This is a genomic window from Neisseria zalophi (assembly GCF_008807015.1).
GTDB lineage: Bacteria > Pseudomonadota > Gammaproteobacteria > Burkholderiales > Neisseriaceae > Neisseria > Neisseria zalophi.
The window spans coordinates 811,453-835,784 of the sequence record NZ_CP031700.1; the positions used below are offsets into that span (position 1 = coordinate 811,453).

Annotated in this window: 20 protein-coding genes; 2 read left to right on the plus strand and 18 right to left on the minus strand. The window is 43.8% G+C overall.

Annotated elements, in window-relative coordinates:
- Positions 1-136: 136 nt before the first annotated feature.
- From rpsU to D0T92_RS03740, 6 genes are all read right to left on the minus strand, one after another.
- Positions 137-349 carry a 30S ribosomal protein S21 gene (gene rpsU, locus D0T92_RS03715; RefSeq protein WP_151050336.1) on the minus strand — a complete coding sequence of 71 codons (213 nt, stop codon included), beginning with the start codon at positions 347-349 and terminating at the stop codon, positions 137-139.
- Positions 350-742: 393 nt separating this feature from the next.
- On the minus strand, positions 743-1,513 hold the full coding sequence (locus tag D0T92_RS03720; protein ID WP_151052959.1) for a peptidyl-prolyl cis-trans isomerase: 771 nt from the start codon (positions 1,511-1,513) through the stop codon (positions 743-745).
- A gap of 21 nt (positions 1,514-1,534) precedes the next feature.
- On the minus strand, positions 1,535-2,410 hold the full coding sequence (locus tag D0T92_RS03725; protein WP_151050338.1) for a peptidylprolyl isomerase: 876 nt from the start codon (positions 2,408-2,410) through the stop codon (positions 1,535-1,537).
- A gap of 48 nt (positions 2,411-2,458) precedes the next feature.
- On the minus strand, positions 2,459-2,728 hold the full coding sequence (locus D0T92_RS03730) for a BolA family protein (RefSeq protein WP_151050340.1): 270 nt from the start codon (positions 2,726-2,728) through the stop codon (positions 2,459-2,461).
- A 1-nt stretch (position 2,729) separates the two neighbouring features.
- Positions 2,730-3,020, minus strand: a complete 291-nt coding sequence (locus D0T92_RS03735; RefSeq protein ID WP_151050342.1) for a YciI family protein — start codon at positions 3,018-3,020, stop codon at positions 2,730-2,732.
- 7 nt (positions 3,021-3,027) lie between these two features.
- A complete protein-coding gene (locus D0T92_RS03740; RefSeq protein WP_151050344.1) occupies positions 3,028-3,561 on the minus strand; it encodes a septation protein A in 534 nt (177 codons plus the stop codon).
- Positions 3,562-3,850: 289 nt separating this feature from the next.
- Here D0T92_RS03740 and D0T92_RS03745 point away from each other — a divergent pair, with 289 nt between their 5' ends.
- Positions 3,851-6,409 (plus strand): FimV/HubP family polar landmark protein, encoded by a 2,559-nt coding sequence (locus tag D0T92_RS03745; protein ID WP_151050346.1) that lies wholly within the window; start codon positions 3,851-3,853, stop codon positions 6,407-6,409.
- A gap of 123 nt (positions 6,410-6,532) precedes the next feature.
- Here the strand turns inward: D0T92_RS03745 and D0T92_RS03750 are convergent, their stop codons facing one another.
- Positions 6,533-7,339, minus strand: a complete 807-nt coding sequence (locus D0T92_RS03750) for an RNA methyltransferase (protein ID WP_151050348.1) — start codon at positions 7,337-7,339, stop codon at positions 6,533-6,535.
- A 185-nt stretch (positions 7,340-7,524) separates the two neighbouring features.
- On the opposite strand from D0T92_RS03750, the gene D0T92_RS03755 reads away from it, so the two are divergent.
- Positions 7,525-8,313, plus strand: coding sequence for an inositol monophosphatase family protein (locus D0T92_RS03755; protein ID WP_151050350.1), 789 nt, complete (start codon positions 7,525-7,527; stop codon positions 8,311-8,313).
- 78 nt (positions 8,314-8,391) lie between these two features.
- Here D0T92_RS03755 and D0T92_RS03760 read toward each other — a convergent pair whose 3' ends face one another.
- The 11 genes from D0T92_RS03760 to gltA form a co-directional block, all read right to left on the minus strand.
- Positions 8,392-9,252: an IS3 family transposase gene (locus D0T92_RS03760; protein WP_151050352.1), complete on the minus strand. Its 861-nt coding sequence runs from the start codon at positions 9,250-9,252 to the stop codon at positions 8,392-8,394.
- Positions 9,192-9,539: a helix-turn-helix domain-containing protein gene (locus D0T92_RS03765; RefSeq protein WP_151049971.1), complete on the minus strand. Its 348-nt coding sequence runs from the start codon at positions 9,537-9,539 to the stop codon at positions 9,192-9,194. The genes D0T92_RS03760 and D0T92_RS03765 overlap by 61 nt, the downstream gene beginning before the upstream one ends.
- A 79-nt stretch (positions 9,540-9,618) precedes the next feature.
- Positions 9,619-12,078 carry a heavy metal translocating P-type ATPase gene (locus tag D0T92_RS03770; protein ID WP_151050354.1) on the minus strand — a complete coding sequence of 820 codons (2,460 nt, stop codon included), beginning with the start codon at positions 12,076-12,078 and terminating at the stop codon, positions 9,619-9,621.
- Between the two features lie 686 nt (positions 12,079-12,764).
- The gene (locus D0T92_RS03775; protein WP_191963664.1) at positions 12,765-14,363 is read right to left on the minus strand and encodes a peptide chain release factor 3; all 1,599 of its coding nucleotides are present in this window, start codon (positions 14,361-14,363) and stop codon (positions 12,765-12,767) included.
- A gap of 218 nt (positions 14,364-14,581) precedes the next feature.
- Positions 14,582-15,022, minus strand: a complete 441-nt coding sequence (locus tag D0T92_RS03780) for a DNA polymerase III subunit chi (protein ID WP_151050358.1) — start codon at positions 15,020-15,022, stop codon at positions 14,582-14,584.
- A gap of 128 nt (positions 15,023-15,150) precedes the next feature.
- Entirely contained in the window at positions 15,151-16,443 is a 1,293-nt protein-coding gene (gene serS / locus D0T92_RS03785; protein ID WP_151050360.1) for a serine--tRNA ligase, read from the minus strand.
- Between the two features lie 236 nt (positions 16,444-16,679).
- Positions 16,680-18,110: a dihydrolipoyl dehydrogenase gene (gene lpdA, locus D0T92_RS03790; RefSeq protein WP_151050362.1), complete on the minus strand. Its 1,431-nt coding sequence runs from the start codon at positions 18,108-18,110 to the stop codon at positions 16,680-16,682.
- A gap of 198 nt (positions 18,111-18,308) precedes the next feature.
- Entirely contained in the window at positions 18,309-18,572 is a 264-nt protein-coding gene (locus D0T92_RS03795) for a hypothetical protein (RefSeq protein WP_151050365.1), read from the minus strand.
- A gap of 106 nt (positions 18,573-18,678) precedes the next feature.
- Positions 18,679-19,872 (minus strand): 2-oxoglutarate dehydrogenase complex dihydrolipoyllysine-residue succinyltransferase, encoded by a 1,194-nt coding sequence (gene odhB, locus D0T92_RS03800; protein WP_151050367.1) that lies wholly within the window; start codon positions 19,870-19,872, stop codon positions 18,679-18,681.
- Between the two features lie 68 nt (positions 19,873-19,940).
- Positions 19,941-22,781, minus strand: a complete 2,841-nt coding sequence (locus D0T92_RS03805) for a 2-oxoglutarate dehydrogenase E1 component (RefSeq protein WP_151050369.1) — start codon at positions 22,779-22,781, stop codon at positions 19,941-19,943.
- A gap of 212 nt (positions 22,782-22,993) precedes the next feature.
- On the minus strand, positions 22,994-24,277 hold the full coding sequence (gene gltA / locus D0T92_RS03810) for a citrate synthase (RefSeq protein ID WP_151050371.1): 1,284 nt from the start codon (positions 24,275-24,277) through the stop codon (positions 22,994-22,996).
- Positions 24,278-24,332: the final 55 nt, after the last annotated feature.

Genomic DNA, 24,332 nt, shown 5'->3' on the forward strand with positions numbered 1-24,332 from the left:
CGTCAAGCTGTCTATATTGCCGGGTTTGTCAGTAATTATTTATGGGTGCTAAAACCGATTCGATTGAAAAATGCCAAAACACCGTAAAGCAATGGCTTTACGGTGCATACTGCGTCTATTTAATAAAAGTATTAAATTAATAGTATTTCGGCGGCAGTTGTTGGCTGCGTAGGCGTTTTTGCAAACGTTTTACAGCAGCTGCTTTTTTACGTTTACGCTCGGTTGTTGGTTTTTCGTAAGCTTCGCGGGCACGTAATTCAGTCAACAGACCGGTTTTTTCAACAGCACGTTTGAAACGGCGCATAGCAACTTCAAAAGGTTCATTTTCTTTAACACGAATTGCAGGCATTGAACTTCCTTTAATCATTAAATGTATATAAATTAGGCTTCATGCCGTCTCGAAAAGCAATATGCAATATTTCAGACGGCTTCAATAGGTTTTTATTGTATCACTGTTTGCTCTGATGGCTTGGTCGGATACCCACCGTGATGAAAACATCACCTCCTGACAAACGCGGATAAGTTTCTTTAAAATGGTTACCGCAAAATATATTCAGCCGCATAGCTGAAAAATGAATTTTTTGATTATCTTATTCATGGCTTTTTTTGTCAACAAAACCTTCGGGTTTTTCATTGATTCGAATATTACTTATCGAAAGCAGTGGGTAAGGTTATCGGTCTTTAGTCGAATGAAAGGCCGTTTGAAAAAGTTTCAGACGGCCTTATATTATGAAGCTATATTTTACTGTTGAACTTCAATACCATTGTCTTTCAGCAAGGTTTCAATTTGTTGCTGTACTCTTTGCTGTTTGAGTTGTTGGGCAACTAAATCTCGAACCTGATTAAATGGTTGTGCATCCGGGTTACGTTCTGCGGCGGCAAGTTTGAATAGATAAAATTGGCCATTCATTGCCACTGGATCGGCAGTAATTTGACCTCGTGTCATTTTATTCACAATACCAGCCAATTCAGGAGGAAGCATTTGGGGAGGAATAAACTGATCCATTTGCTGTTGGTCAGGATTCGGATAGCGTTTCATTAAATCATCAAAGGATAAGCCTTTTAATAATAATTCCTGCGCTTTACGGGCTTCATCTTGTGTTGCAAAACCTACTTGTTGGAGTTTTACGAGACGGGTCTGTTGGTCATAAAACGTCCGCAAGTCGGCTTCACTGACTTCTGTATTGTTTTCAAGGTAACGTACATATTGTCCTGCATAAAACTCGGCTTCTGCATTTTTAAATTGGCTTTGAACTTCAGGAAGTTTTTCCAAACCTAATTTAAAAGCTTCGTTTTTTAGCATTTCAACAGTTTGAAGATGGGTAGTCACGTTTTTGCGTAATGTTTCCCCATCGGGTCTTTCGGCGGCAGGTAATGCATCCGCCCGTTGTAGTTCTTGTGCAACCATGCTGTCAATACGGGCACGATCAATTTCGGGAGGGGTTCCTGCTGCCAATAGTCCGGTAGTGGTTAAAGCAACAGCTAAAGCTGTAAATATATATGTTTTTTTCATCATAGCTAACATTCTTTTCGCTTAGTTGGCTGGTTTGATATCGGCTTTACGGAGTAGTGTTTCAACAGCTTGGTCGATACGTTCAGCTTGCAATTGGTTGCCTAGTCCGTTTTTGGCAGCTTCATAAGAAGGGATTTTTGCTGCACGTTTGTCATTAATATAAAACACACCGAATAAACCATTGCCATCTTCTAGCGGAGAAGCTGTATAACCACCTTTATTTAATTGGCGGATTGCTGCATATATGACAGGCGCGCCTTGTTCCAGATCTTTCAAATTAACATAATCTTCGTTTACGCCACCGTTTTGTTTGCTTTCCGGATCAATAGAATATTGGGTTGCAACGGTTTTGAAGCTTTTTTTGGCTTTTAAATCAGCAATGGCTTTTTCCGCATCAGAACGGCTGCGGGTAATGATTTCGCCTAATTGTACTTCATAGCTTCCTTGATAAAATTTCTTGAAATCATTATAAGCAGTTTGAAGGTCTTTTTCGCTAATCGGATTAGTACGTAGTGTGTGTGCAATGAAAGCACGGTTAAGCATTTCATTTTCAAAACCCGCCCATTGTTGTTTGAATGTGGCTTGTTTGTCGGCCCCATCTTTTTTTGCAGCAGCGCGTGCGTCTGCTATGGCTTTTTTGTATTCGGCAGATTGGTCTAATTTTAAGCGTTTTGCTTCTTGTGCAACCACGGTTGTCATAATCTGGCGCTCAGTTAGTTCTTGACGAAGCGCAGGGCTGTCTGGAATTTGTGGGTTTTGGCTTTGTAAAATTTTGACTTGTCCGTCAATTTCGGTACTGTCGATTTTGGCACCGTTGACGGTAACTAGGGTTTTTGCCCATAAGCTGCCTGATATTAAAGTGGTTAACAAGGCTAACGCAAAATAAGATTTTTTCATGGTTTTCTCAGTATAAATAAAAGGTTAGTTTGGGGATGCTAAGGTAAGTTAATGGAAGTATTCTTCAGGGGTGGCGGCTTTGATACTTAATGCATGTATCAGGCCGTCTGAAAATAAATCTTGAAGCATATCTTTAATTAAACGTTGACGGTTAAGACGGCTAACGCCGTCGAATGCTTCGCTAACGATAAGTAAGGCGTAATGACCGCCTCCGGTATTGCCGGCATGACCGGCGTGAAGATGGCTGTCATCACGATATTCGAAGTGTATAGGATTGAGTTCTGCTAATCTTGCCTCAATGGTTTTTTGCATATCCATTTTACTTAAAAACCGCCTTAAAAGGTTTAATCAAAATTTCATCATAAACACCGGCATCTACATAAGGGTCTTGCTCGGCCCATGCTTGTGCATCATCTAATGATGCAAACTGGGCGATGATTAAGCTGCCTGAAACCCGTTCAGGGTTGTCAGGTAAAGGATTGGGGCCCGCTGTTAACAAACGGCCTTCCGCCTGTAGGTTTTCTAGACGCTTGAGATGTTCAGAGCGTGCGCTCATTCGTGCTTCATGTACATCTTCGCCATCTGTGGCCAATAACATAAAATATTCCATAAATAATCTAATCCTTCTGGGGTAAATGGCGACTTAAATAAATACCTTGTGCCAATGCAAAAAGAATCATCAAGCCGGTTGAACCGAATAGTTTGTAATTTACCCATTGTGCTTCTGAAAGCATATAGGCCGCAGCAAGGTTGGCTAAGCCCATAAAAATTAAAAAAAGCACCCAGGCAATAGTAAGCCGGCGCCAAACATGGTCTTCAAGTTCAATTTCTTTACCCAGCATTGCTTTTAAGCCATTTTTCTTCCAAAACAAGCTACCACCTAAAGCTAATGCGCCAGCCCAAAATAGTAATGTCGGTTTCCACATGATAAAACGTTTATCATGTAGCAATATGGTTGCCCCCCCTAAAACCGTAATCAATATAAGGCTGACCCATTGCATGGTATCTAATTTTTTGTATTTCAGCCAAATAACAGCGGCTTGAATAATACCGACAATCAAAGCCACAGCCGTGGCCCAAATAATATTTTTAGTAACCGTATAAGTAATAAAAAACAAAATAACGGCGATGAAATCACTTAATATTTTCATCTGCGTATATTATCCCGATTATTTCTAATTGCTCAATAATACAGTGAGACGAACTCTTTTGCATCATTTATGTCAATCAACATAAAAAATAGGCAGGCTATCTTAAAAATAAGCCGATTGTCTGATTTTTTACAAAGAGGATGCCAAGAGTGGTTATAAAGTTGCAATTTCCAGCTTGTTATTTACATAAATTAGCAGATTTGCTTGGCAGGGTAGGCTATTCGCATATATGATGCAGCCTGTATACTAAAAGGCAGTTGGACTGCAAAACTTGGACAGGGGATATAATTTGAAAAACAATCATAAAATCAAACTAATCGCGGCTTCCGTAGCTTTCAGTACATCATTATCGGCCATGGGCGGTTTGGGTGGTCTGAGTGTTCAATCGAATCTTGGCGAGCCTTTTTCCGGTTCTGTTACGGTAACAGGTGAGGAAGCTCAAATATTATTGAATGGCGGCAGTGCTTCCCTTTCAAACAATAACTTGCGGACCAGTGTTAGAAAATCAGGTGATAATGCCGTTATCAGCATTCGTTCGAATGCACCAGTTAATGACCCTGTTTTGGTTTTCCAAGTCGGTGTAGGTGCACAATCACGTCAATACACCGCCATTATTGATCCGCCTGATTATTCTGCAGGGAAGGGTTCGAGTTCAAATAATACTAATACTGAAAAAGCTGTTGTTGCAGATAAAACAGGTGAACGTCCGCAAGAACAGCGTAGTTCATCTGCTCAAGCAAATTTAAGAGATAAAAAAGCACAAGAGCAAGCGAAAACTACACGTCAGAAATCAGCAGTTGTTATCCAGGCAGATAAAAAACGTAATGCTCGAAATACACAAGCTGTATCAGATAATAATCAAAAAGTATTATCTGGGGACTATACTGTTCGCCATGGCGAAACATTGACCTCTATTGCAGAGAAAGTACGCCCGAGCGGATTGAGTACTCATGACACGATTAATGCGTTGGTTGCTGCTAACCCTAAACTCTTTCCAAATCAAAATCCTAACCTTATTAATGCCGGTAAGGTTTTAAGTATTCCTTCTGCGCAGGAATTAAAGCGCCTTGCACAACAGCCAGTAGCTACCGGTGAAGTGAAAGAGTCTTTGCCATCTAAGCCAGAGCAGGTTGAAAAAACAGTATCTGCTTCAGCAGAAGCTACCGACCAGTCAGTAGAAACGCCTTCAGTTACCGTTGAGAATAAGACACCTAACGAAACACAAGATACAACAGTGATTGCCAGTGCGCCTGTTAATACTGCTTCAGAAGTGTCTGAGATGGCGAGTGAGGCTGTTGCAGAAGTATCTACCGAAGAGACTGCTTCGCAATCTCAACAAATAGTACCCACAGATACCGTACAGGAAGAACAGCCTGCTTCTTCTGATGAAGATAGTGGTTGGTGGCGCTGGTTGTTATTTGCTGGTATTGCTGCTATTGCCTTATGGTTGTTATTGAAAGCGGTCGGCAAGAAAAAGCAAACACCAGATGTGGTTTTTGCGGATGATGTGGAAGTAGAAGATGATATTGTTTTAGATAATGATATCAGCCAAGACAGTAATATTTTTACAGATACCGCCAAGAGTCATGAAAAAGAAGTGTCTTCGGTAGGTTCTGAAGTAGCAAAAGATAATACCGGATCGGCGACCAAAGCTGCATTGGTGACAACTGCCACCGCTACTGCTGCTGATGCCACATCTAAATCGGATGACACATTGAATGTGGAAGATGATTTTGATGATGATATCTTCTTTACTGAAACCGAGGTGGTTCCGGTAGAAAAATCAGGTCAGGATTTCAATTTGGATTTGGGTGCTATTGATAAAGAGCAAGGAGCCATTGTTTCTAGTTCTTTAACCCAAGACGAAGAGACTCGAAAACGTCAAAATGCTGACTGGGACAAAATTGAATCCACAGAAAGCGTATACGAGCCAGACCCTGAAAGTGAATATCAGCATATTGCTGTTGAGTTTGATGCGAATGCTAACAAAGCTGATAAACCTGAATCGGGTGCCGAAGAACAAACGGATATCAATCTTGATACTGAAACAGTAGAAGCTGATTCAGTTGAAGCACCTAAAGATGGTTTACAACCATTAGTTGAGTCAGCTCAAAAACCGGTTGAACTTGAATATGAACAACCTGCTACTGAGATAAGTGGAACGACGGATACGCTTTCAGAAGATAATACATCTGATATTACAACGGATAGAGCAGACACCACTTCATTTGCTGAAAGTAGTACGCCTATTACAGCAGATCAAGATGACAATGCACTTGAATTTGAAATAGTAGGCGACCAAACATCTGAAAATGTGTCAGTGCAAACTGCGCAGCAGGCAGAAGAAGATGTAGAAACACCGTTGGAGTTTGATATTGCTGAAACATCAGCAGCATCAGATAGTGCACAGATTGATAATACATTTGAAAAAGCTGATATTCATAATGAATCGATTGAAGATGCCAACTTAGCTGCTTCAACACAAGATACCGTACAAGTGGCTAAAGATGATTTAGGTTGGACACCGGATCAGCAAGAAGAGGGCATTTCTTTCCAAGATTCTGAAGATTTAAGTAAGCCGATTGAGTTGGCTACCGCTGAGGATACAGAAACCATCGAGTGGGAAAGTATCAGCGTTGATGAGGAAGATAGCCAAAGTGATGATGGATTCATTTCCGAATCTGTAGGTATGACTGCACCGCTTGAAGCTAAATATGAATTGGCGCAAATGTATATGGAGATTGGTGATCCTGATGCAGCACGTGAAACGCTTCAAGAACTTTTAGAAGAATCAAGCGGGGATATTTTGGAAAAAACCAAAGAAATGCTTGCCGAACTGAATAAATAGTTTTGAGAGTGTAATAAAAAAATGCCGTCTGAAGACGGCATTTTTTGTTGCTCATAATAAACGGCAAATAATGAAATTTAACATTTAAGATATATTAAATTTTTGATATTTCATTTGTAAGCTTTATTTTTTCAACTGGCGTTTCACGGTATTAAAAAATCCCCTAAGAATATCAATATCCTCTTGTTGCGTATTGGCACTGAAAAAGAGATTTTGCATACGCCGCATTAGTCGATCACTGTTGCGTCGGTTGAAAAAGCCGACATCATTCATCACACTTTCCATGTGGTTAACCATGCCGAGAATTTGATTGTGTGTTGCCGGATTATTTTCTTGTTCTAAATGCGTCATCGGCATATCGGTTTGACTGAATAATTCATAACATACCACTTGCACGGCTTGTGCCAGATTCAGGGAAAAGTATTCGGGGTTTCCATTAATCGTCATCAATCTATTACAGTTTTGCACTTCTTCTATACTCAAACCAAATGTTTCGTTACCGAACACTAAAGCGACCTGATGGCCGTCTGAAGCGGCTTGAAGCAGCTCCGGAACCAATTGGTGTGGTGTTTGTAGGGGAGCGGTTAACTCACGTTTACGGCTGGTTAGTGCGCAGCTCAAAGTGGTTTCTGCCAAAGCTTCTTTTAGTGATCCGACAATACGGGCGTTTTGAAGAACGTCCGCAGCACCGGATGCCAGCACAAAGCTCTCTTCTGGCAGTTTAAATTTTTCCGGTTGTTCAGCATCAAAAACCGGTGGTTGTTCGGTCATTGGTGTGGCGATTAATTGCGGTGCGACCAGCGTTAGACGGTGTAATCCCATGGTTTTCATGGCGCGTGCAGCCGAACCAATATTGGCCGGATGGCTGGTTCGGGTTAAAACAATGTGGATGTTATCAAGATAGGCAGGTAAAGTAGGTATGGGGCTCATGTTTTATTTTCGTAACAAGGGTATAATAATAGCTTGATATTTTTTCAGATGACTTATTCGGATTGTGTTCGAAAAACAGCATTTAAAGCCAAAGGCCGTCTGAAAAGCTCTTTAACAACATTGGAAACAGCGTAAACACTGTGTTTTTACGTTAAGACTTATTGTACCTGATTAGAAAGAATGCCATGAACCCGATTTTAAATACTGCTTTTAAAGCTGCCCGTAAAGCAGGCGATATGATGATTCGCGCCGCCAATAATCTGAATGCGGTAAAAACCGACAGCAAAGCGTTTAATGATTTTGTTTCCGATGTTGATCGTACGGCAGAAGCCATTTTGGTTGATGCATTGAAAGAGGCTTATCCGCATCATAGAATTCTGGCTGAAGAAAGCGGCGCTCATGGTAAAACAACAGCGGAATACGAATGGATTATTGATCCGCTGGATGGTACAACCAACTATCTGCACGGTCATCCGCAATATGCGATTTCTATGGCGCTCCGTCATAAAGGTGTTTTGCAGGAAGCATTAGTTTACGCGCCTGAGCGTAATGATTTATACATGGCTTCTCGCGGGCAGGGCGCATTGTTGAATGACCGCCGTATCCGGGTTTCTAATCGTATTGAGTTAAACCGCTGTTTGATCGGCACGGGTTTTCCAGTGGTTGATCAGAGTATGATGGATACTTATCTGGCTATTTTAAAAGATTTTTTAGCAAAAACTGCAGGCGGTCGCCGTGAGGGTGCTGCTGCTTTGGATTTGTGTGCCGTGGCCTGTGGGCGCTTGGATGGCTTTTTTGAATTTAACCTTAAGCCGTGGGATATTGCGGCGGGTGCGTTGATGGTTCAGGAAGCAGGCGGCATTGTAACGGATATGCAGGGCAATGAGCATTGGCTGGAAAGCGGCGATATTGTTGCAGGTAATCCGAAAGTGTTGGGTCAGATGTTGCAAATTATTGCACCGCATGTGAAATAAAATACGTATTTAAAGTTTAAAAAGGCCGTCTGAATAATTGATCTGACCCCCAAATCTTGGACAAACATAAAAGCCTTTTCAGGCTGCCTTTTCGAGCTGGGTTCTGTATGCCACAGGACTCAGCTTTTTCAATTTCAAACTACATCTGTCATGATTGTAGTATCGTATATAGTCATCTATTGTCTGCATCAGCTCTGTTGTCGAAAGTTTGCCTTCTTGATAAAAGCATTCCGTCTTCAGTATCGCAAAGAAGCTTTCCATCGGTGCATTGTCCCAACAATTGCCTTTACGCGACATACTCTTCACTATGCCGTGTTCCGCCAACGTGCGGCGGTAAGCTTCCGTACGGTATAGCACACCTTGATCGGAATGCAGCAGCACTTTATCTGCCTTTGTCAGTTTGCAGACCGCATCATTCAGCATTCTTTCCACCATCTCGCTGTTCGGGCGACGGCTCATCGCATAAGCGACGATTTCGCGGTTAAATACATCCAATATCGGTGACAGATACAGTTTACCATTGCTGCACTTGAATTCGGTGGCATCTGTCAGCCATTTCTCATTGGGTTTTTGCGCCTCAAAGCGGCGGTTCAGAATATTATCCGACGGTTCTCCCATTGCCGGATGGCGGTAGGCTTTTTTCGGACGCACTTTGGCTTTCAATTGCAGCAGTTTCATCAAACGGGCAACCTTTTTCTTATTCCATGACAAAGTGGCGGCAATCCGCCTGTATCCGTAACGCCCTTGATGGCGGGCATAAACTTCGGCAACGGTAGCTTTGTCCTGTTCGTCCGGATCGGGTCGGCCGTGGTGGTAATAAAAGCTGCTTTTGGGCAGTGCAGCACTGTGCAGCAGGTATTTAAGCGGATGTTTTGCCCTCAGTGCTTGGACGGCTTCGCTTTTTTGGCGACCGCTTCTTTCTGCCTGAGGGCTTTTAATTCCTTTAGATAGTCGTTCTCCGCCCGCATATAGCGCAACTCTTCGATTAGTTCCGCCTGTGTTTTTTCGTGGTCGGGTTTATCGACGATAAAGGGGTTTTTGCGTTTGATGATCATAATGGCCTGCGGATGCTCAAGTGCGCGGATGCCGCCTTGGTTGTATGCGGCTATCCAACGGCGTAAATGGGTACGGGAAATATTAAAGTGATCGGCAGTACGCTGTTGGCTGCGTACGCGCTGATAATATTGTACGGCTTGGTATTTAAAGTCTAATGTATATTTGCTCATAAGAAAACTGCACCTTAATGGGTTGGAGGAGTGTCCAACTTTTGGGGTGCAGTTCATAATATTCAGACGGCCTTTTTGTTTACTTTCTTTTTAATAATCTTAGAGCATTGGCAACGACGATAATCGAGCTGAAACTCATGCCGGCCGCTGCTATCCATGGTGTGACATAGCCGAAAACAGCCAAAGGCACAACGATAATATTATAGACCCCCGCCCAAACCAGATTTTGGCGGATAATCATTCGGGTACGGCGTGCCTGCTCGATCATTTTAGGCAGCACGCGCATATCTTCGTTTAATAAAATAACGTCGGCACCGTCACGGGCTACATCCGCACCGCCGGATACCGCCACCGATACATCGGCTTGTGCTAAAACTGGGGCATCGTTAATACCGTCGCCAACCATCAGAACCGTACATTGTTGGTGCTGGAGTGTGTCTACATAAGCGAGTTTGTCTTCGGGTGAAGCTTCGGCTCGATAGATATCCAATGCCAATTCTTCGGCTAAATGCCGTACGGTTTCGGTGCGGTCACCACTGAGCAGGTGCAGGCGCATACCTTGGGATTTTAAAGCCGACAGCATTTCGGCAATACCGTCTTTCACTTCGTCTTCTAATAAAAAGGCCGTCTGAAAACCTTGGCTGTTGCCGAGATAGACAATGCTGCCGTTGTGTTGGATATCGGCCTGTTCGGGTGGATTTCCGGCAATTTCGGCAACAAAATCGGCTTTGCCCAAGGCCCAGATATCGGTTTCGCCATGAATATTGAGTTGTGCGCGCACACCGCTGCCGACATGGTTTATCCGCTGTTCCGCTATCGGATGGGCCATCTCGTTTTCCGGCAAAATCTGTTGTGCGTAGGCTAGAATGGCCTTGGCTATCGGATGTTCCGATTGGCTTTCGAGCATTTGTGCGGCCATAACGGCATCTTCTTCGTTCAGATGGCCTAAAGAAACGGTTTGGATAACGGATAAGGTACCTTTGGTCAGCGTACCGGTTTTATCGAATACAACATCATTGATTTGCGCTAAGGCTTCCAAACTGCCGCTACCGGATACTAAGATGCCGTCTGAAGCCAAGCTGCCGGTAGAGGCGGCTAACGCGGCGGGGGTGGCTAGGGAAAGCGCGCATGGGCAGGTGATAACCAAGAGCGAAACCGTGATCCATAATGCCGTTACCGGATCCGCATAAATGGCCCAGCCGATAAAAACGGGAATAGCGAGTATTAACAAGCTCGAAATAAATGATGCAGCATAGCGGTCGGCCAGCTCGGCCAATTTCGGTTTTTGTGCCAGAGCACGGTCGAGCAATTTGACGATATGTGATAAGCGGGTATTGTTGCCGATTTGTTCGGTGCGGATAATCAACGGGCTTAATGTGTTTAAGGTGCCGGCAACCACTTGATCACCTTGTTTTTTCGATACGGGCAGGCTTTCTCCGGTTAGCATGGCTTCGTTGACTTCGCTTTCCCCCGACAATACTTCTCCATCAATAGGGATTACCTCGCCCGGATAAACGGCTACGGTATCGCCGACGGCCAACTGCACAACCGCAGCTTCCCGAACCTGTTCACTTTCCGGATAATCGGGCAGACGGTGGCAGAATGCCGGTATCAGTTTTACCAGTCTTTCCGCCGCATCGCCTGCTTTATGCCGCGCCACCTGTTCCATATAACGGCCGGCCAGCAAAAAGAAGATAAACATTGCCACCGATTCGAAATACATACCTTGCCCCGAATCGCTGATTAAGCTGTACACTCCGGCAATAAAAGTGAGGGTAATCGCCAGTGCAACCGGTGTATCCATACCGGTACGGCGGTTTTTGATATCGCGCCGCATACCTTTATAAAACGGAACCGCCGAATAAAACATAGCGGGTAAGACCATTAGGAATGCGCCCCAATGTAACAGGCTTAAAAACAACGGCTCGATTTCATCGCTGTAAAGATAAGTGGGTATGGCAAACATCATGGTTTGCATCATGGATAGTCCGGCCACGGCCAAACGGATTAATGACTGCTTACGTTCCGCCTGTATCTGCTCTTCCATTTTTTGAGCATCGTAAGGAACGGCGGTATAACCAGTTTGTTGAATCAGCAGCAAAATGGAGGAAAGCGACAGTTTAACCGAGTCCCAAGCGATACGTACGCGACGGGTACTGTAATTTAAGTCGGCTCTTACTATGCCATCAGTGCGTAGCAACCGTTGTTCAATCAGCCAAACACAGGCGGCGCAAGTGATGCCGCCGAGCATCAATACCGCTTCACGCTCACCATCGGCACTTTGTTCGACAAATTCTGCCTGTACTTCGGGTAAGTCATAGAGTTTTAAACGGTCTAAAATTTCTTGCGGGGGCAGGGCGGCTTTTTCGGCATCGGCGGTACGCTGTTTATAGTAGTTTCCCAATCCCGCATCAATAATACTTTGTGCCACTGCTTGGCAGCCGGCACAACAAGTATCGTGTGATTCGTTTTCATAAATCACCGGAAAAGAAAGATTGTCGGGCACATCAAGCCCGCAATGGAAACATGTTTTTTTCATGGCAGCGATTGTACGCGCACGACTTTTAAGGGGCAACGGAAAAGAAAAGTAGTAGGCGTAAGCAGAGGATTATACTGATCAATGGTTAAAAAATTAAATATTAATGCATACAATTTATTACGTAAATTTACAACATAATTTTACTGGAAATAATTTTAACATCAAATTTTTAAACAAAGTTCTTTTAAAAAAAAATTGATTACCATATAATATTTCCCATAATATGATTTTTTCATTAAAAAAAATTAACAAATAAAACACATTTAAAAACGTTTTTCACTTGGAGTAAATATGATTGATCGTCTGATGCCGATTTTTGCTTTAATTGGGGTGCTTTCTACATTTTGCTATGCAGGTTTGGCGGTATGGGCTGTATATAGCAATATTAACGAACTCAAGAAAAAACGAAACCACTCAAAACATCATACGATCAAGGGCTCCCTAGATTGTTGGCTGAGATAATATCTGTTGCAGATAACTTTAAATAACTATTATTTATTTTTTAGTTAGAACAGTATTGATTTTATTGGGTTATCGGGAATCCAATGGGGGGATTGTTTCTCGGTATCAATAATATTATCGGTATACTTATTTACGAGGCTGTATAGATGTTTGTAAATGAATATCGGGCGGTTATAGAAATCAATCTGTAACCGCCCGATATTTTTTTCAATTAAAGGCTTCGATTAGGCATTTAAGTTGACGGAGTGCTCGCGCGTTTCATGGAAAACAATATCGGGCCAGCGTTCTTGCGTTAGGCTCAGATTAACCCGATTGGGTGCCAAATAAGCCAGATTGCCGCCGGCATCTACGGATAGGTTGTTGGCATTGGCTTTTTCAAATTCGGCCAGTTTCTTCTTATCGCTGCAGGAAACCCAACGTGCCGACCAAATGGCTGCATTGTCGAATACAGCTTCTACACCATATTCTGCTGCCAGTCGGGAGGTAACGACTTCAAATTGCAAAACACCGACCGCACCTAAAATCAAATCCGAACCGTTGTGTGGTTTGAAAACCTGTACGGCACCTTCTTCGCCCAGTTGCTGCAAGCCTTTTTGGAGTTGTTTCATTTTCAACGGGTTTTTAATACGCACGCTACGGAACAATTCGGGGGCAAAGAATGGAATGCCGGTAAAGGCCAGTGTTTCGCCTTCGGAGAAACTGTCGCCGATTTGGATATTGCCATGATTCGGAATACCGATAATATCGCCGGCGTAGGCTTCTTCAACCAATTCCCGATCATGCGACATAAAAGTCACCACACTGGAAGCAGCAATTTCACGATTGATACGCAAATGTTTTATTTTCATACCGCGTTCGAATTTGCCTGAACAAACGCGTAAAAACGCGATACGGTCGCGGTGTTTCGGATCCATATTGGCTTGAATTTTAAACACGAAGCCGCTGAACTGGTTTTCATCGGGGGAAACCATGCGCACGGTGGCATCACGGTTTTGCGGAGCAGGCGCCCAGTCGATAAGGGAATTAAGAATTTCTTGAATGCCGAAATTATTAATCGCCGAGCCGAAGAATACGGGGGTTAATTCGCCGGATAGAAATTCTTCGAGTGAAAATTCATTAGAAGCCGCCTGAACCAGTTCGATTTCCGCGCGCAGGTTTTCCATATCAAGCGGAAACAGTTCGTCTAGGCGCGGGTTATCAAGGCCTTGAATCACTTCAAATTCGTGCGGTAGTTTTTCGCCGCCGGCATCGAATAAATACACTTCGTCATTTAATATATGGTAAACACCCTTGAAGTTTTTCCCCATACCGATCGGCCAGGTAACCGGTGCACAGCGGATATTGAGGATGTTTTCCACTTCGTCGAGCAGCTCAAGCGAATCGCGTACTTCACGGTCGTATTTATTCATAAACGTCACAATCGGCGTATTGCGCAAACGGCAGACGTTTAATAACTTGATGGTTTGTGCTTCCACACCTTTGGCCGCGTCGATGACCATTAAGGCGCTGTCTACAGCGGTAAGCACGCGGTAGGTATCTTCGGAGAAGTCTTGGTGCCCGGGGGTGTCGAGCAGGTTGACGATATGGTCTTTATAGTCGAACTGCATCACAGATGAGGCGACGGAAATGCCGCGTTGTTTTTCGATTTCCATCCAGTCTGATGTGGCGAACTTCCCGGTTTTTTTCCCTTTGACGGTACCGGCACTTTGAATGGCGCCGGAGAATAACAATAGTTTTTCGGTGAGCGTGGTTTTACCGGCATCGGGGTGGGAAATAATGGCAAATGTACGGCGGCGGCGTACTTCTTCTAGAATATGGGACATAATGACTCTTCGTTGGAATAATGGTTTTCAGACGGCCTAAGCAGTATGCTATCGTTTTTACTTTGCTTGGTTCGCGGCGCTGTTGTCATGAGGATTTACAGCTTATTTTTTCATAGACCGTCTGAATAAGAAAGAGGGCGGATTGTACAAAAAAATGCTTGGTTTTTCAATGTTTAGAAAGCATTAAGGCCGTCTGAAAAAAAATTGAGCTGCCTGTTTCAGGCTTTCCCCTGCATATTGTGATGTTCGATTTGAAAGCCTTTTTGCCGATAGGCTTTAAAGCGTTCGCGGGCTTCGGCCAACTCTTCCAAATCGTTGCCGACAATTTCCAATACTCTGGTAGGCAAAACGGCAGCATCACACCAAAAATCGGGCGAGTAATTCAGCACAACGGTTTGTTCGGGCACTGTCGGCACCTCATTTCCGCCTGCCAACACCAAAGGCACATGCTGCGGAAAACTTTCGTTGGATAACCATATTTCATGCGCTAAAAAACTTTCTGCTTCAAATTGCCACAAAGCGGTATCGAATTGTGACACAGCTTCGGCAGATTCTACCCACAATAAAACCGGTGTACGGCCTTGTGTGGCACGGGCAGCCAAACGGCAGACGAAAGCAGCCGGGTCGGCAACATGGGTATAAAACGTGGCTTGAGGCATATTGGTTTAGTGTGTTTGTTGGGCAGGGCGCTATGATTGGCGATTATTACGATAAACAAAAGCTGTTAAATAGCATCATAGTTTTCAGACGGCCTTATGCGATAGCACAAAGGCCGTTTGAAACAGGGTTATGGTTTTAATACGCTGATGCCGCCCATATACGGTTGCAATGCGGCAGGGATATTGATGCTGCCGTCGGCATTTTGATGGTTTTCTAAAACTGCGACCAAGGTGCGCCCTACTGCCAAGCCGGAGCCGTTGAGGGTGTGTACCAAGCGGTTTTTGCCGTTTTCATCTTTAAAACGTGCTTTCATACGGCGGGCTTGGAAATCTTCACAGTTGGAACAGCTGGAAATTTCGCGGTAGGTATTTTGTGCGGGCACCCAAACTTCCAAGTCGTAGGTTTTGGCCGCGCCAAAGCCCATATCGCCGGTACAGAGGGTAATCACACGGTAGGGCAGTTCTAAAAGTTGTAGGATTTTTTCGGCATGGCCGACCATTTCCTCCAAAGCGTCATAAGATTGATCGGGGTGAACGATTTGTACCATTTCCACTTTATCAAACTGATGTTGACGGATTAAACCGCGTACGTCTTTCCCATAAGCACCGGCTTCGGAACGGAAACAGGGGGAATGCGCCGTGAGTTTGAGCGGTAGGTTTTCAGACGGCACAATGCTGTCGGCAACGGTGTTGGTTAAGGTTACTTCGGCAGTGGGAATCAGATATTGCGTGGTTTTGCTTTCGTCGCCGCCACGGGTAACGTGAAACAGGTCTTCACCGAATTTTGGCAGTTGGCCGGTGCCGAATAGGGTGCTGTCGTTGACAATATAAGGTGTGTAGCATTCGGTATAGCCGTGTTGCGTGGTGTGGGTATCCAACATAAATTGGGCTAATGCACGGTGTAAGCGGGCAATGCCGCCTTTCATCACGGTGAAACGTGCGCCGGAAAGCTGGGCGCCGGTTTCAAAATCCAAACCTAATGGCGCGCCCAAATCAACATGGTCTTTGATATCAAAATCGAAGTTTTTCGGGGTGCCGTTTTTGCGGACTTCTACATTTTCGGTTTCGTCGGCACCGATAGGAACGCTTTCGTGTGGCAGATTAGGGATAGTAGCCAGCCATGAATCCAATTCTGCCTGAATGGCCTCATATTTCGCTGCGGTTTGTTCCAGATCAGTTTTAATTTTTGCAACCTGAGCCATCACTTGTTCGGCTTCTTCATGTTTGCCTTGCCCTTTGAGCATGCCGATTTTTTTAGATTCGCTATTGCGGGCTGCTTGTAATTCTTCAGTGTTTACTTGGAGTTGTTTGCGCTCATTTTCTAATTTTTCGAAACGGGCTGTATCAAATTCATAACCGCGTGCTGCCAGACGGGCGGCAACGTTGGCGGTATGGTTACGGAGTTGCTGGATATCTAACATAGATTTTTTCTCAAGCTGATGAATAAAATAATAATGGTGCTATTGTAAACCAAAATCAGTGCTTTCAGGCCGTCTGAAAATGGATATTAAAAGGGAATATTATCGGATTATTTTTTATTGGCAGAAAACAAGATATTGCAAAAAGTATTTTGAGAGATATTAAGGTATAGCATCAGTATAAAAAACGCTCCGGCTATAGCTGACCGGAGCGTATGTTTTAGTTCGCAGCAAATAACTTAGCCGTGTAAAGCACGTTTATCAACAGCTAAAGCAGCTTCATGCAAGACTTCGGATAAGGTCGGATGGGCGTGAACAATGCGGGCGATATCTTCGCTGCTCGCGCTGAACTCTAAGCTCATCACACCTTCTGCAACCAATTCGGAAACAATCGGGCCGATCATGTGAATACCTAAAATACGGTCGGTTTTGGCGCAGGCCAATACTTTTACCGTACCTTTGGCTTTGCCCAAGCCTAAAGCGCGACCGTTGGCAGCGAAGCCTGAAGTCCCTTTTTTGTATTCCACGCCTTCGGCTTTCAATTGCTCTTCGGTTTTGCCTACCCATGCGATTTCGGGATCGGTATAAATCACAAAAGGAATGTTGTTGAAGTCTAAATGGGGTTTTTGGCCGGCAATACGTTCGGCAACGGCAACACCTTCATCACTGGCTTTGTGTGCCAACATCGGGCCGCGTACTACGTCACCGATGGCCCATACGTTGGGCAGGTTGGTGCGGCATTCGTCATCCACTTTAATAAAGCCGCGTTCGTCTTTTTCCAAACCAACTGCTTCGGCATTCAAACCTTCGGTATTGGGGATGCGGCCGATAGAAACAATTAATTTATCGAATGTTTCCGTTTTGGTTTCGCCGCCTACTTCATAAGATACGGATACATTTTTTTTGGTGCTTTTAATTTCATTGATTTTTACACCCAACTCAATCGCCAAGCCTTGCTCTTTAGTGAAGACTTTAAAGGCTTCTTTGGCAATTTGTTGATCGGCAGCGGCCAAAAAGGTTGGTAATGCTTCAAGAATGGTGACTTCCGAACCGAGACGGTTCCATACGGAACCCATTTCCAAACCAATTACACCCGAACCGATCACACCAAGTTTTTTCGGTACGGCAGTTAAGTTTAAAGCACCTTCGTTGTCGAGAACATTAACGTTATCAATGTCAATTAAAGGTAACGGACGTGGCACGGAACCGGTAGCAATAATCACATGCTTGGCTTCGACAACAGATTTATTACCTTTATCGTCAACTTCAACCTGCCATAAATCACCATTGCGGCCTTTAAGAGAACCTTTGCCAAACAGGCTTTCCACTTTGTTTTTTTGGAAGAGGAATTTAATACCGCCAGTTAATTTGGTTACGATAGCATCTTTACGCTCAATCATTTTTGCAGCATTGAATTTTACGCTGCCGACTGTAATACCGTGTTCGGCAAAGTCATGTTGTGCAGCGTGAAAATGTTCTGAAGATTGCAGCAATGCTTTAGAAGGAATACAACCTACATTCAGACAGGTACCACCGAGTGCGGGTGCATCACCAGCTTTATTAACACCTGCATCAATACAAACGGTTTTAAAACCTAATTGTGCGGCACGGATGGCGGCAATATAACCGCCGGGGCCGGCACCGATAACGACTACGTCGAATTGTGACATTTTTAATCCTTTTCTTTGTGTTGTTTGTCCGTCAGGTAACATGCGTGAAAACATCTGGTTTTCAAGGTTATGGACGGATAATCATTTATTTCCATTATGCATTACCAGGCATGCCGTTTGCTATTTATGATTTCAACCTTTCATAGTAGGTTGTAGGGGCAGCTCATATATATGTGTATAGCAAAGTTTTCAGACGGTTTACCGTTTATTACGGCATGAATATGGTTGATAATTTTTGGCCAGTTGTTTGTTTGCTTTATTATGCACTCTAATAATGGCATTAGGGTGCGTTTTGCATAAAGTATCACGAACCAGTGGAATACCGGCTTGATTACTGCCCAATTCAATACGTTTATTCAATAAACGCCCCTTTTGGTCATACGCAGAAACCAAATATTCTTCATTAGCGGTTGCTGCGCAGGCACTCAGCATACATGCTGATAAAATCAGAAAGTATTTCATGTTTTCCCTTATTCATTTGTATTTTTTATATGGATAATGAGTTTCAGACGGCATTCATATTCAATGAATAAACAGGCCGTCTGAAACTTTGCACTTGTCGTTTGAATTATAAATCAAGAAGCAGGCGGGCAGGATCTTCAAGCAGATCTTTAATCGCAACCAATGTTAATACTGCTTCGCGACCATCAATAATACGGTGGTCGTAAGACAGTGCCAGATACATCATCGGACGCACAACAACTTGGCCGTTTTCTACAACCGCACGCTCTTTAGTAGCGTGCATGCCGAGAATGGCAGATTGAGGTGGGTTGATAATCGGGGTAGACATCATTGAGCCAAAAGTACCGCCGTTGGTGATGCTGAATGTACCGCCGGTAAGGTCTTCTAAAGCGATTTTGCCGTCTTTGGCTTTTGATGCATAATCGATAATGGCTTTTTCAATGTCGGCAATGCTCATTTGATCAGCATCACGAAGGATGGGTACAACCAATCCGCGCGGGCTGCCGATGGCAATACCGATATCGAAATAACCGTGGTAAACGATATCGTTGCCGTCAACAGAGGCGTTCACAATCGGATATTTTTTCAGTGCGGCTACGGTAGCTTTAACAAAGAAAGACATAAAGCCCAGTTTGACACCATGCTCTTTTTCAAATTTTTCTTTGTATTTTGCACGTAAGTCCATAACCGGTTTCATGTTAACTTCGTTAAAAGTGGTTAGGATGGCGTTTTCTTGTTGTGATGCCAATAGGCGTTCGGCGACACGTGCGCGCAGGCGGCTCATCGGTACGCGTTGTTCTGGGCGTTCACCAGCAGGAATCGGTGCAGCAGGTGCGGCTGCTTTAGCTGCAGTACCGGCATTTTGTACGTCTTCTTTCAATACACGTCCGCCACGTCCTGAACCTTGAACATTATTCACATCCACGCCTTTTTCTGCAGCCAGTTTAGCGGCAGCGGGCATTGCAACACCGGCTTGGGCATTGCTGCTAGGTGCCGGAGCAGATTCTGCTTTAGGTGTTTCTGCTGGTGTTTCAGCAGGTGCTGCAGAAGCTTCGGCTTTTGCTTCGGTGTCGATTTTTGCCAGCAATTGTTCTGCAACAACGGTCTCACCATCTTGGGCAATAATTTCTACAACCACACCTGCTTGTGGTGCAGGTACTTCTAAAACAACTTTGTCTGTTTCGATATCAATCAGAATCTCATCGCGTTCTACATATTCACCGACTTTTTTGTGCCAAGACATTAATGTGCCTTCAGACACGCTTTCAGACAACATAGGTACTTTTACTTCTATAATCATTTTATTCTCCGAGTGGTTTTGGGCCGTCTGAAAATAATGCATGAAATATTCAGACGGCCTGAAGGTTGTTAGTTTTGGTTGAATGACATTGCATCTTCAACAAGCTGCTTCAGTTGGGCAGCGTGTTTGCTCAAATAACCAACCGCTGGTGAGGCACTGGCGGGGCGGCCTGCATAGCTGAGTTTTTGTTTGTCATCCAATATTTTTTCGATACGGTGGCGTAATTGATGGAAAGCACCTTGGTTACGCGGCTCTTCTTGAGCCCACATAATATCGTGGGCATTCGGGTATTTTGCCAATTCTGCTTGTAACTCTTCGTATGGGAACGGATACATTTGCTCCACACGAATGATGGCAATATCTTTTTCCAGCTTGCGTTCGGCTCGCCCGGCTGCCAAGTCGTAATAAACCTGACCGGCACATAAGATAACCCGTTTAACCCCCTTGCCGTTGGTTCGTTTGACCGTATCCGGAATAACCGGGCGGAATGTAGAACCTTCGGTAAAGTTTTCCAAAGCGCTCATAGAGTCTTTGAAGCGTAATAATCGTTTAGATAAGAAGATAACCAATGGTTTACGATAAGAACGCAATGCTTGTCTACGCAAAATATGGAAGATTTGTGATGCTTCAGACGGCATAATAATTTGCATATTTTGCTCGGAACACAATTGCAACCAACGTTCTAAACGTGCTGATGAGTGTTCCGGACCTTGGCCGTCATAACCGTGTGGCAAAATGGTAGTCAAACCACATAAACGACCCCATTTAGTCTCACCGGAAGAGATGAATTGGTCGATTACAACTTGTGCACCATTGGCGAAGTCACCAAATTGTGCTTCCCAAATAGTCAATTTGTCTGGAGCAGAACATGCATAACCATATTCATAAGCCATAACGGCTTCTTCATTCAAAATGGAATCGATAACCAAGAAAGAAGCTTGATTTTCAGACATGTTGCGCAAAGGCACATAAGCACCGTCATCTGATCTTTCGCGCTTTTGATCGTGCAGAACAGCATGGCGGTGTGAGAATGTACCGCGACCGGAGTCTTCACCGGAAATGCGAACACCGGTACCGTTTGTTACTAAAGCTGCATAAGCCAATGTTTCTGCCATACCCCAGTCAATAGGTTGTGAACCGGTTGCCATGGCTTTACGGGCTTCAAGTACGCGTTTGGCGGTATTGTGTAGAGCAAAGCCTTCGGGCACTGCTGTAAATTTGTCGGCCAGTCGTTTGATATCGGCAGCAGGCAAACCACTTTCTACTTGTTCGCGCCAGTCTTGGCCTTGGTATTTAGACCAATCTACGCGATGTTTGCTTTCATAATCAGTCAGACGGGTTTGTTCGACATGTTCGCCTTTATCAAGCGCATCACGGTAAGTTTGAATAAAGCCTTCAGCTTCATCTGCTTTTATAACACCTTCAGCTACCAATTGCTCTGCGTAAAGTGCACGCGCACCCGGATGTTTAGCAACTGATTTATACATCATAGGTTGTGTTAATGTGGGGTCATCGCCTTCGTTATGCCCCAATTTGCGGTAACAAACCAAATCAATCACAACGTCTTTATTAAATTGCTTACGGTAGTCCAAGGCAGCTTTTACTACGAAGCAGACGGCTTCAGGATCATCACCGTTAACGTGGAAAATAGGAGCATCCACCATTTTGGCAATATCTGTACAGTAAACAGTTGAGCGTACGTCTCGGCTATCAGATGTTGTAAAACCGATTTGGTTGTTGATAACGATATGTACGGTACCACCGGTTGAGTAACCACGTGTTTTAGAAAGGTTGAATGTTGCTTGGTTAACACCTAAGCCGATAAATGCAGAGTCACCATGAATCAAAACAGGCAATACTTGTTCTTGTCCGTTATCACCTCTACGGCGTTGTTTTGCACGTGTAGAGCCTTCTACAACGGGGTTAACAATTTCGAGATGAGACGGGTTAAATGCTAAAGTGACATGGATGGCACCATCCGGCGTAGCAATATCTGAACTGAAACCCATATGGTATTTCACGTCACCGCTAGGTAGGGTTGCTGCGGCACGACCCTCAAACTCAGCAAATAAATCACCCGGCTGTTTACCTAATGTATTAACCAATACATTCAGACGGCCACGGTGCGCCATGCCGATAATGACTTCTTCAATACCGTCTTTAGCGGCGTTTTGTACCAGATAGTTAAGGCCGGCAATGGAGCTTTCACCACCTTCGACGGAAAAGCGTTTTTGACCGACATATTTGGTATGCAGATAACGTTCTAAAGTTTCAGCGGCTGTGAGCTGTTTGAGAATATACCGCTTTTCATCGGTACTAAATTTGGGTGTAGACAATGTACGTTCGAAATAGTCACGAATCCAACGACGTTCTTCGGTATTGGCGATATGCATATATTCGATACCGATATGTCCGCAATAGGTTTGCTTCAATTTGCTGATAATATCAGCTAATGTCAATTTTCCACTATTGGCAAAATCACCTTCACCAATGCTAAATTGAACAGCCATATCAGAAGCATCTAAACCATGGAACTGAGGATCTAATGCATCAATATTGCGTGGTGGCATGCGTTTGAGCGGATCAAGCTGTGCTGCACCTACACCTTGAATCCTATAAGCAGAGATGAGACGTAATACACCAACTTGCTTTTTAAGCATACTTTCATCTAAACCGCCTGATACTGCCGAGATCGCTCTTCGTTTTGCCAGATTGGCAAAAGATTCTTGAATAGGGTGGTGTGCAATATCTTTTTCAACGAAACCGGGTTGTGCGGCAAGTTCCGCAAAATATTGTTTCCAGTTGTCTTCAACAGAATCAGGGTTATTCAAATAACTTTCGTATAGTTCTTCAATATATGGTGCGTTGGATCCAAATAGATACGAGAAATTAAGCTTTTCTTCCATCATAGGGTTTGCCCTTTGCTTATAAAATTAAAGAGTAGAATTTACTATTCTCAAGACACCATTAAATGAATGTCTTTCGAGATATGTTTATTCTACTCTTTGCATTTTGAGTTCGCTAATATTTCCTAATTTGATTTTGCGAAGTAATAAAGTTACAAGCTAATCAAGTTCTGCAAATAATGTTAATTATATATTATTTGCAGAAATATTAGTTATCAGCGCTTGTCTACATCTACAAAATCACGGCGTGTGGGGCCTGTATAAAGTTGACGTGGACGGCCGATTTTTTGGTTAGGATCACTGATCATTTCATGCCAATGTGAAATCCAACCTACAGTTCTGGCTAAAGCGAAGATTACAGTGAACATAGATACAGGAATACCCAGTGCTGATAAAACAATGCCTGAGTAGAAGTCTACATTCGGATAGAGCTTGCGTTCAACGAAATAAGGATCGTTCAAGGCAATTTTTTCCAATTCCATAGCCAGTTTGAATTGTGGATCATTTTCTAATCCCAATTCTTTCAGCACTTCATAGCAGGTTTCACGCATAATACTGGCACGAGGATCCATATTGCGATATACACGGTGTCCGAAGCCCATTAGGCGGTATTTGCGTTCTTTTACGCCTTCCATGAAAGAGGCTACATTAGAAACATCACCGATTTCATCTAACATTTTCAACACAGCTTCATTGGCACCACCGTGTGCGGGACCCCATAAGCTGGCAATACCAGCAGCAATACATGCAAACGGATTTGCTCCCGAAGAGCCAGCTAAGCGTACGGTTGAAGTTGAAGCATTTTGTTCGTGGTCTGCATGCAAAATGAAAATACGGTCTAATGCTTTAACCAATACTGGATTGGGTTCGTATTCTTCACAAGGCGTTGCAAACATCATGTGCATGAAATTTGCGGTGTAAGAAAGATCATTGCGCGGGAAGTTGAATGGCAAACCGTTTGAATAACGGTAGCACATAGCAGCAATAGTCGGGATTTTTGAAATCAAACGATAAACGGCTACTTTACGGTGTTCTGGATTGGTAATATCTAAACTGTCTTGATAGAAAGCAGCTAATGCGCCTACTACACCCACCATCATGGCCATGGGGTGGGCATCGCGTCGGAAGCCTCTAAAGAACCAAGTAAGTTGTTCGTGAACCATGGTATGACGAGATACGGTGTGTTCGAACTTGGCTTTTTCTTCTGCTGTCGGCAGCTCGCCGTAAATTAACAAATAGCAGGTTTCCAGATAATCACTATTTTCTGCTAATTGTTCAATTGGATAGCCACGGTAATAAAGTTGGCCTTTTTCACCATCAATAAACGTGATTTTTGATTCACAGCTAGCGGTTGATACAAAGCCGGGATCAAATGTAAACATTCCCGACCCTTTGGTAAAAGTACGGATGTCTACTACATCATTTCCCAAAGTACCTTCAAGTACCGGTAACTCCAATTCTTCTTTGCCTTCAATATTTAATTTTATAGTTTTAGACATCTCTTGCTCCTTTATTTTGATTTAAATAAAACCCGGCATATTCATGCTACACAAA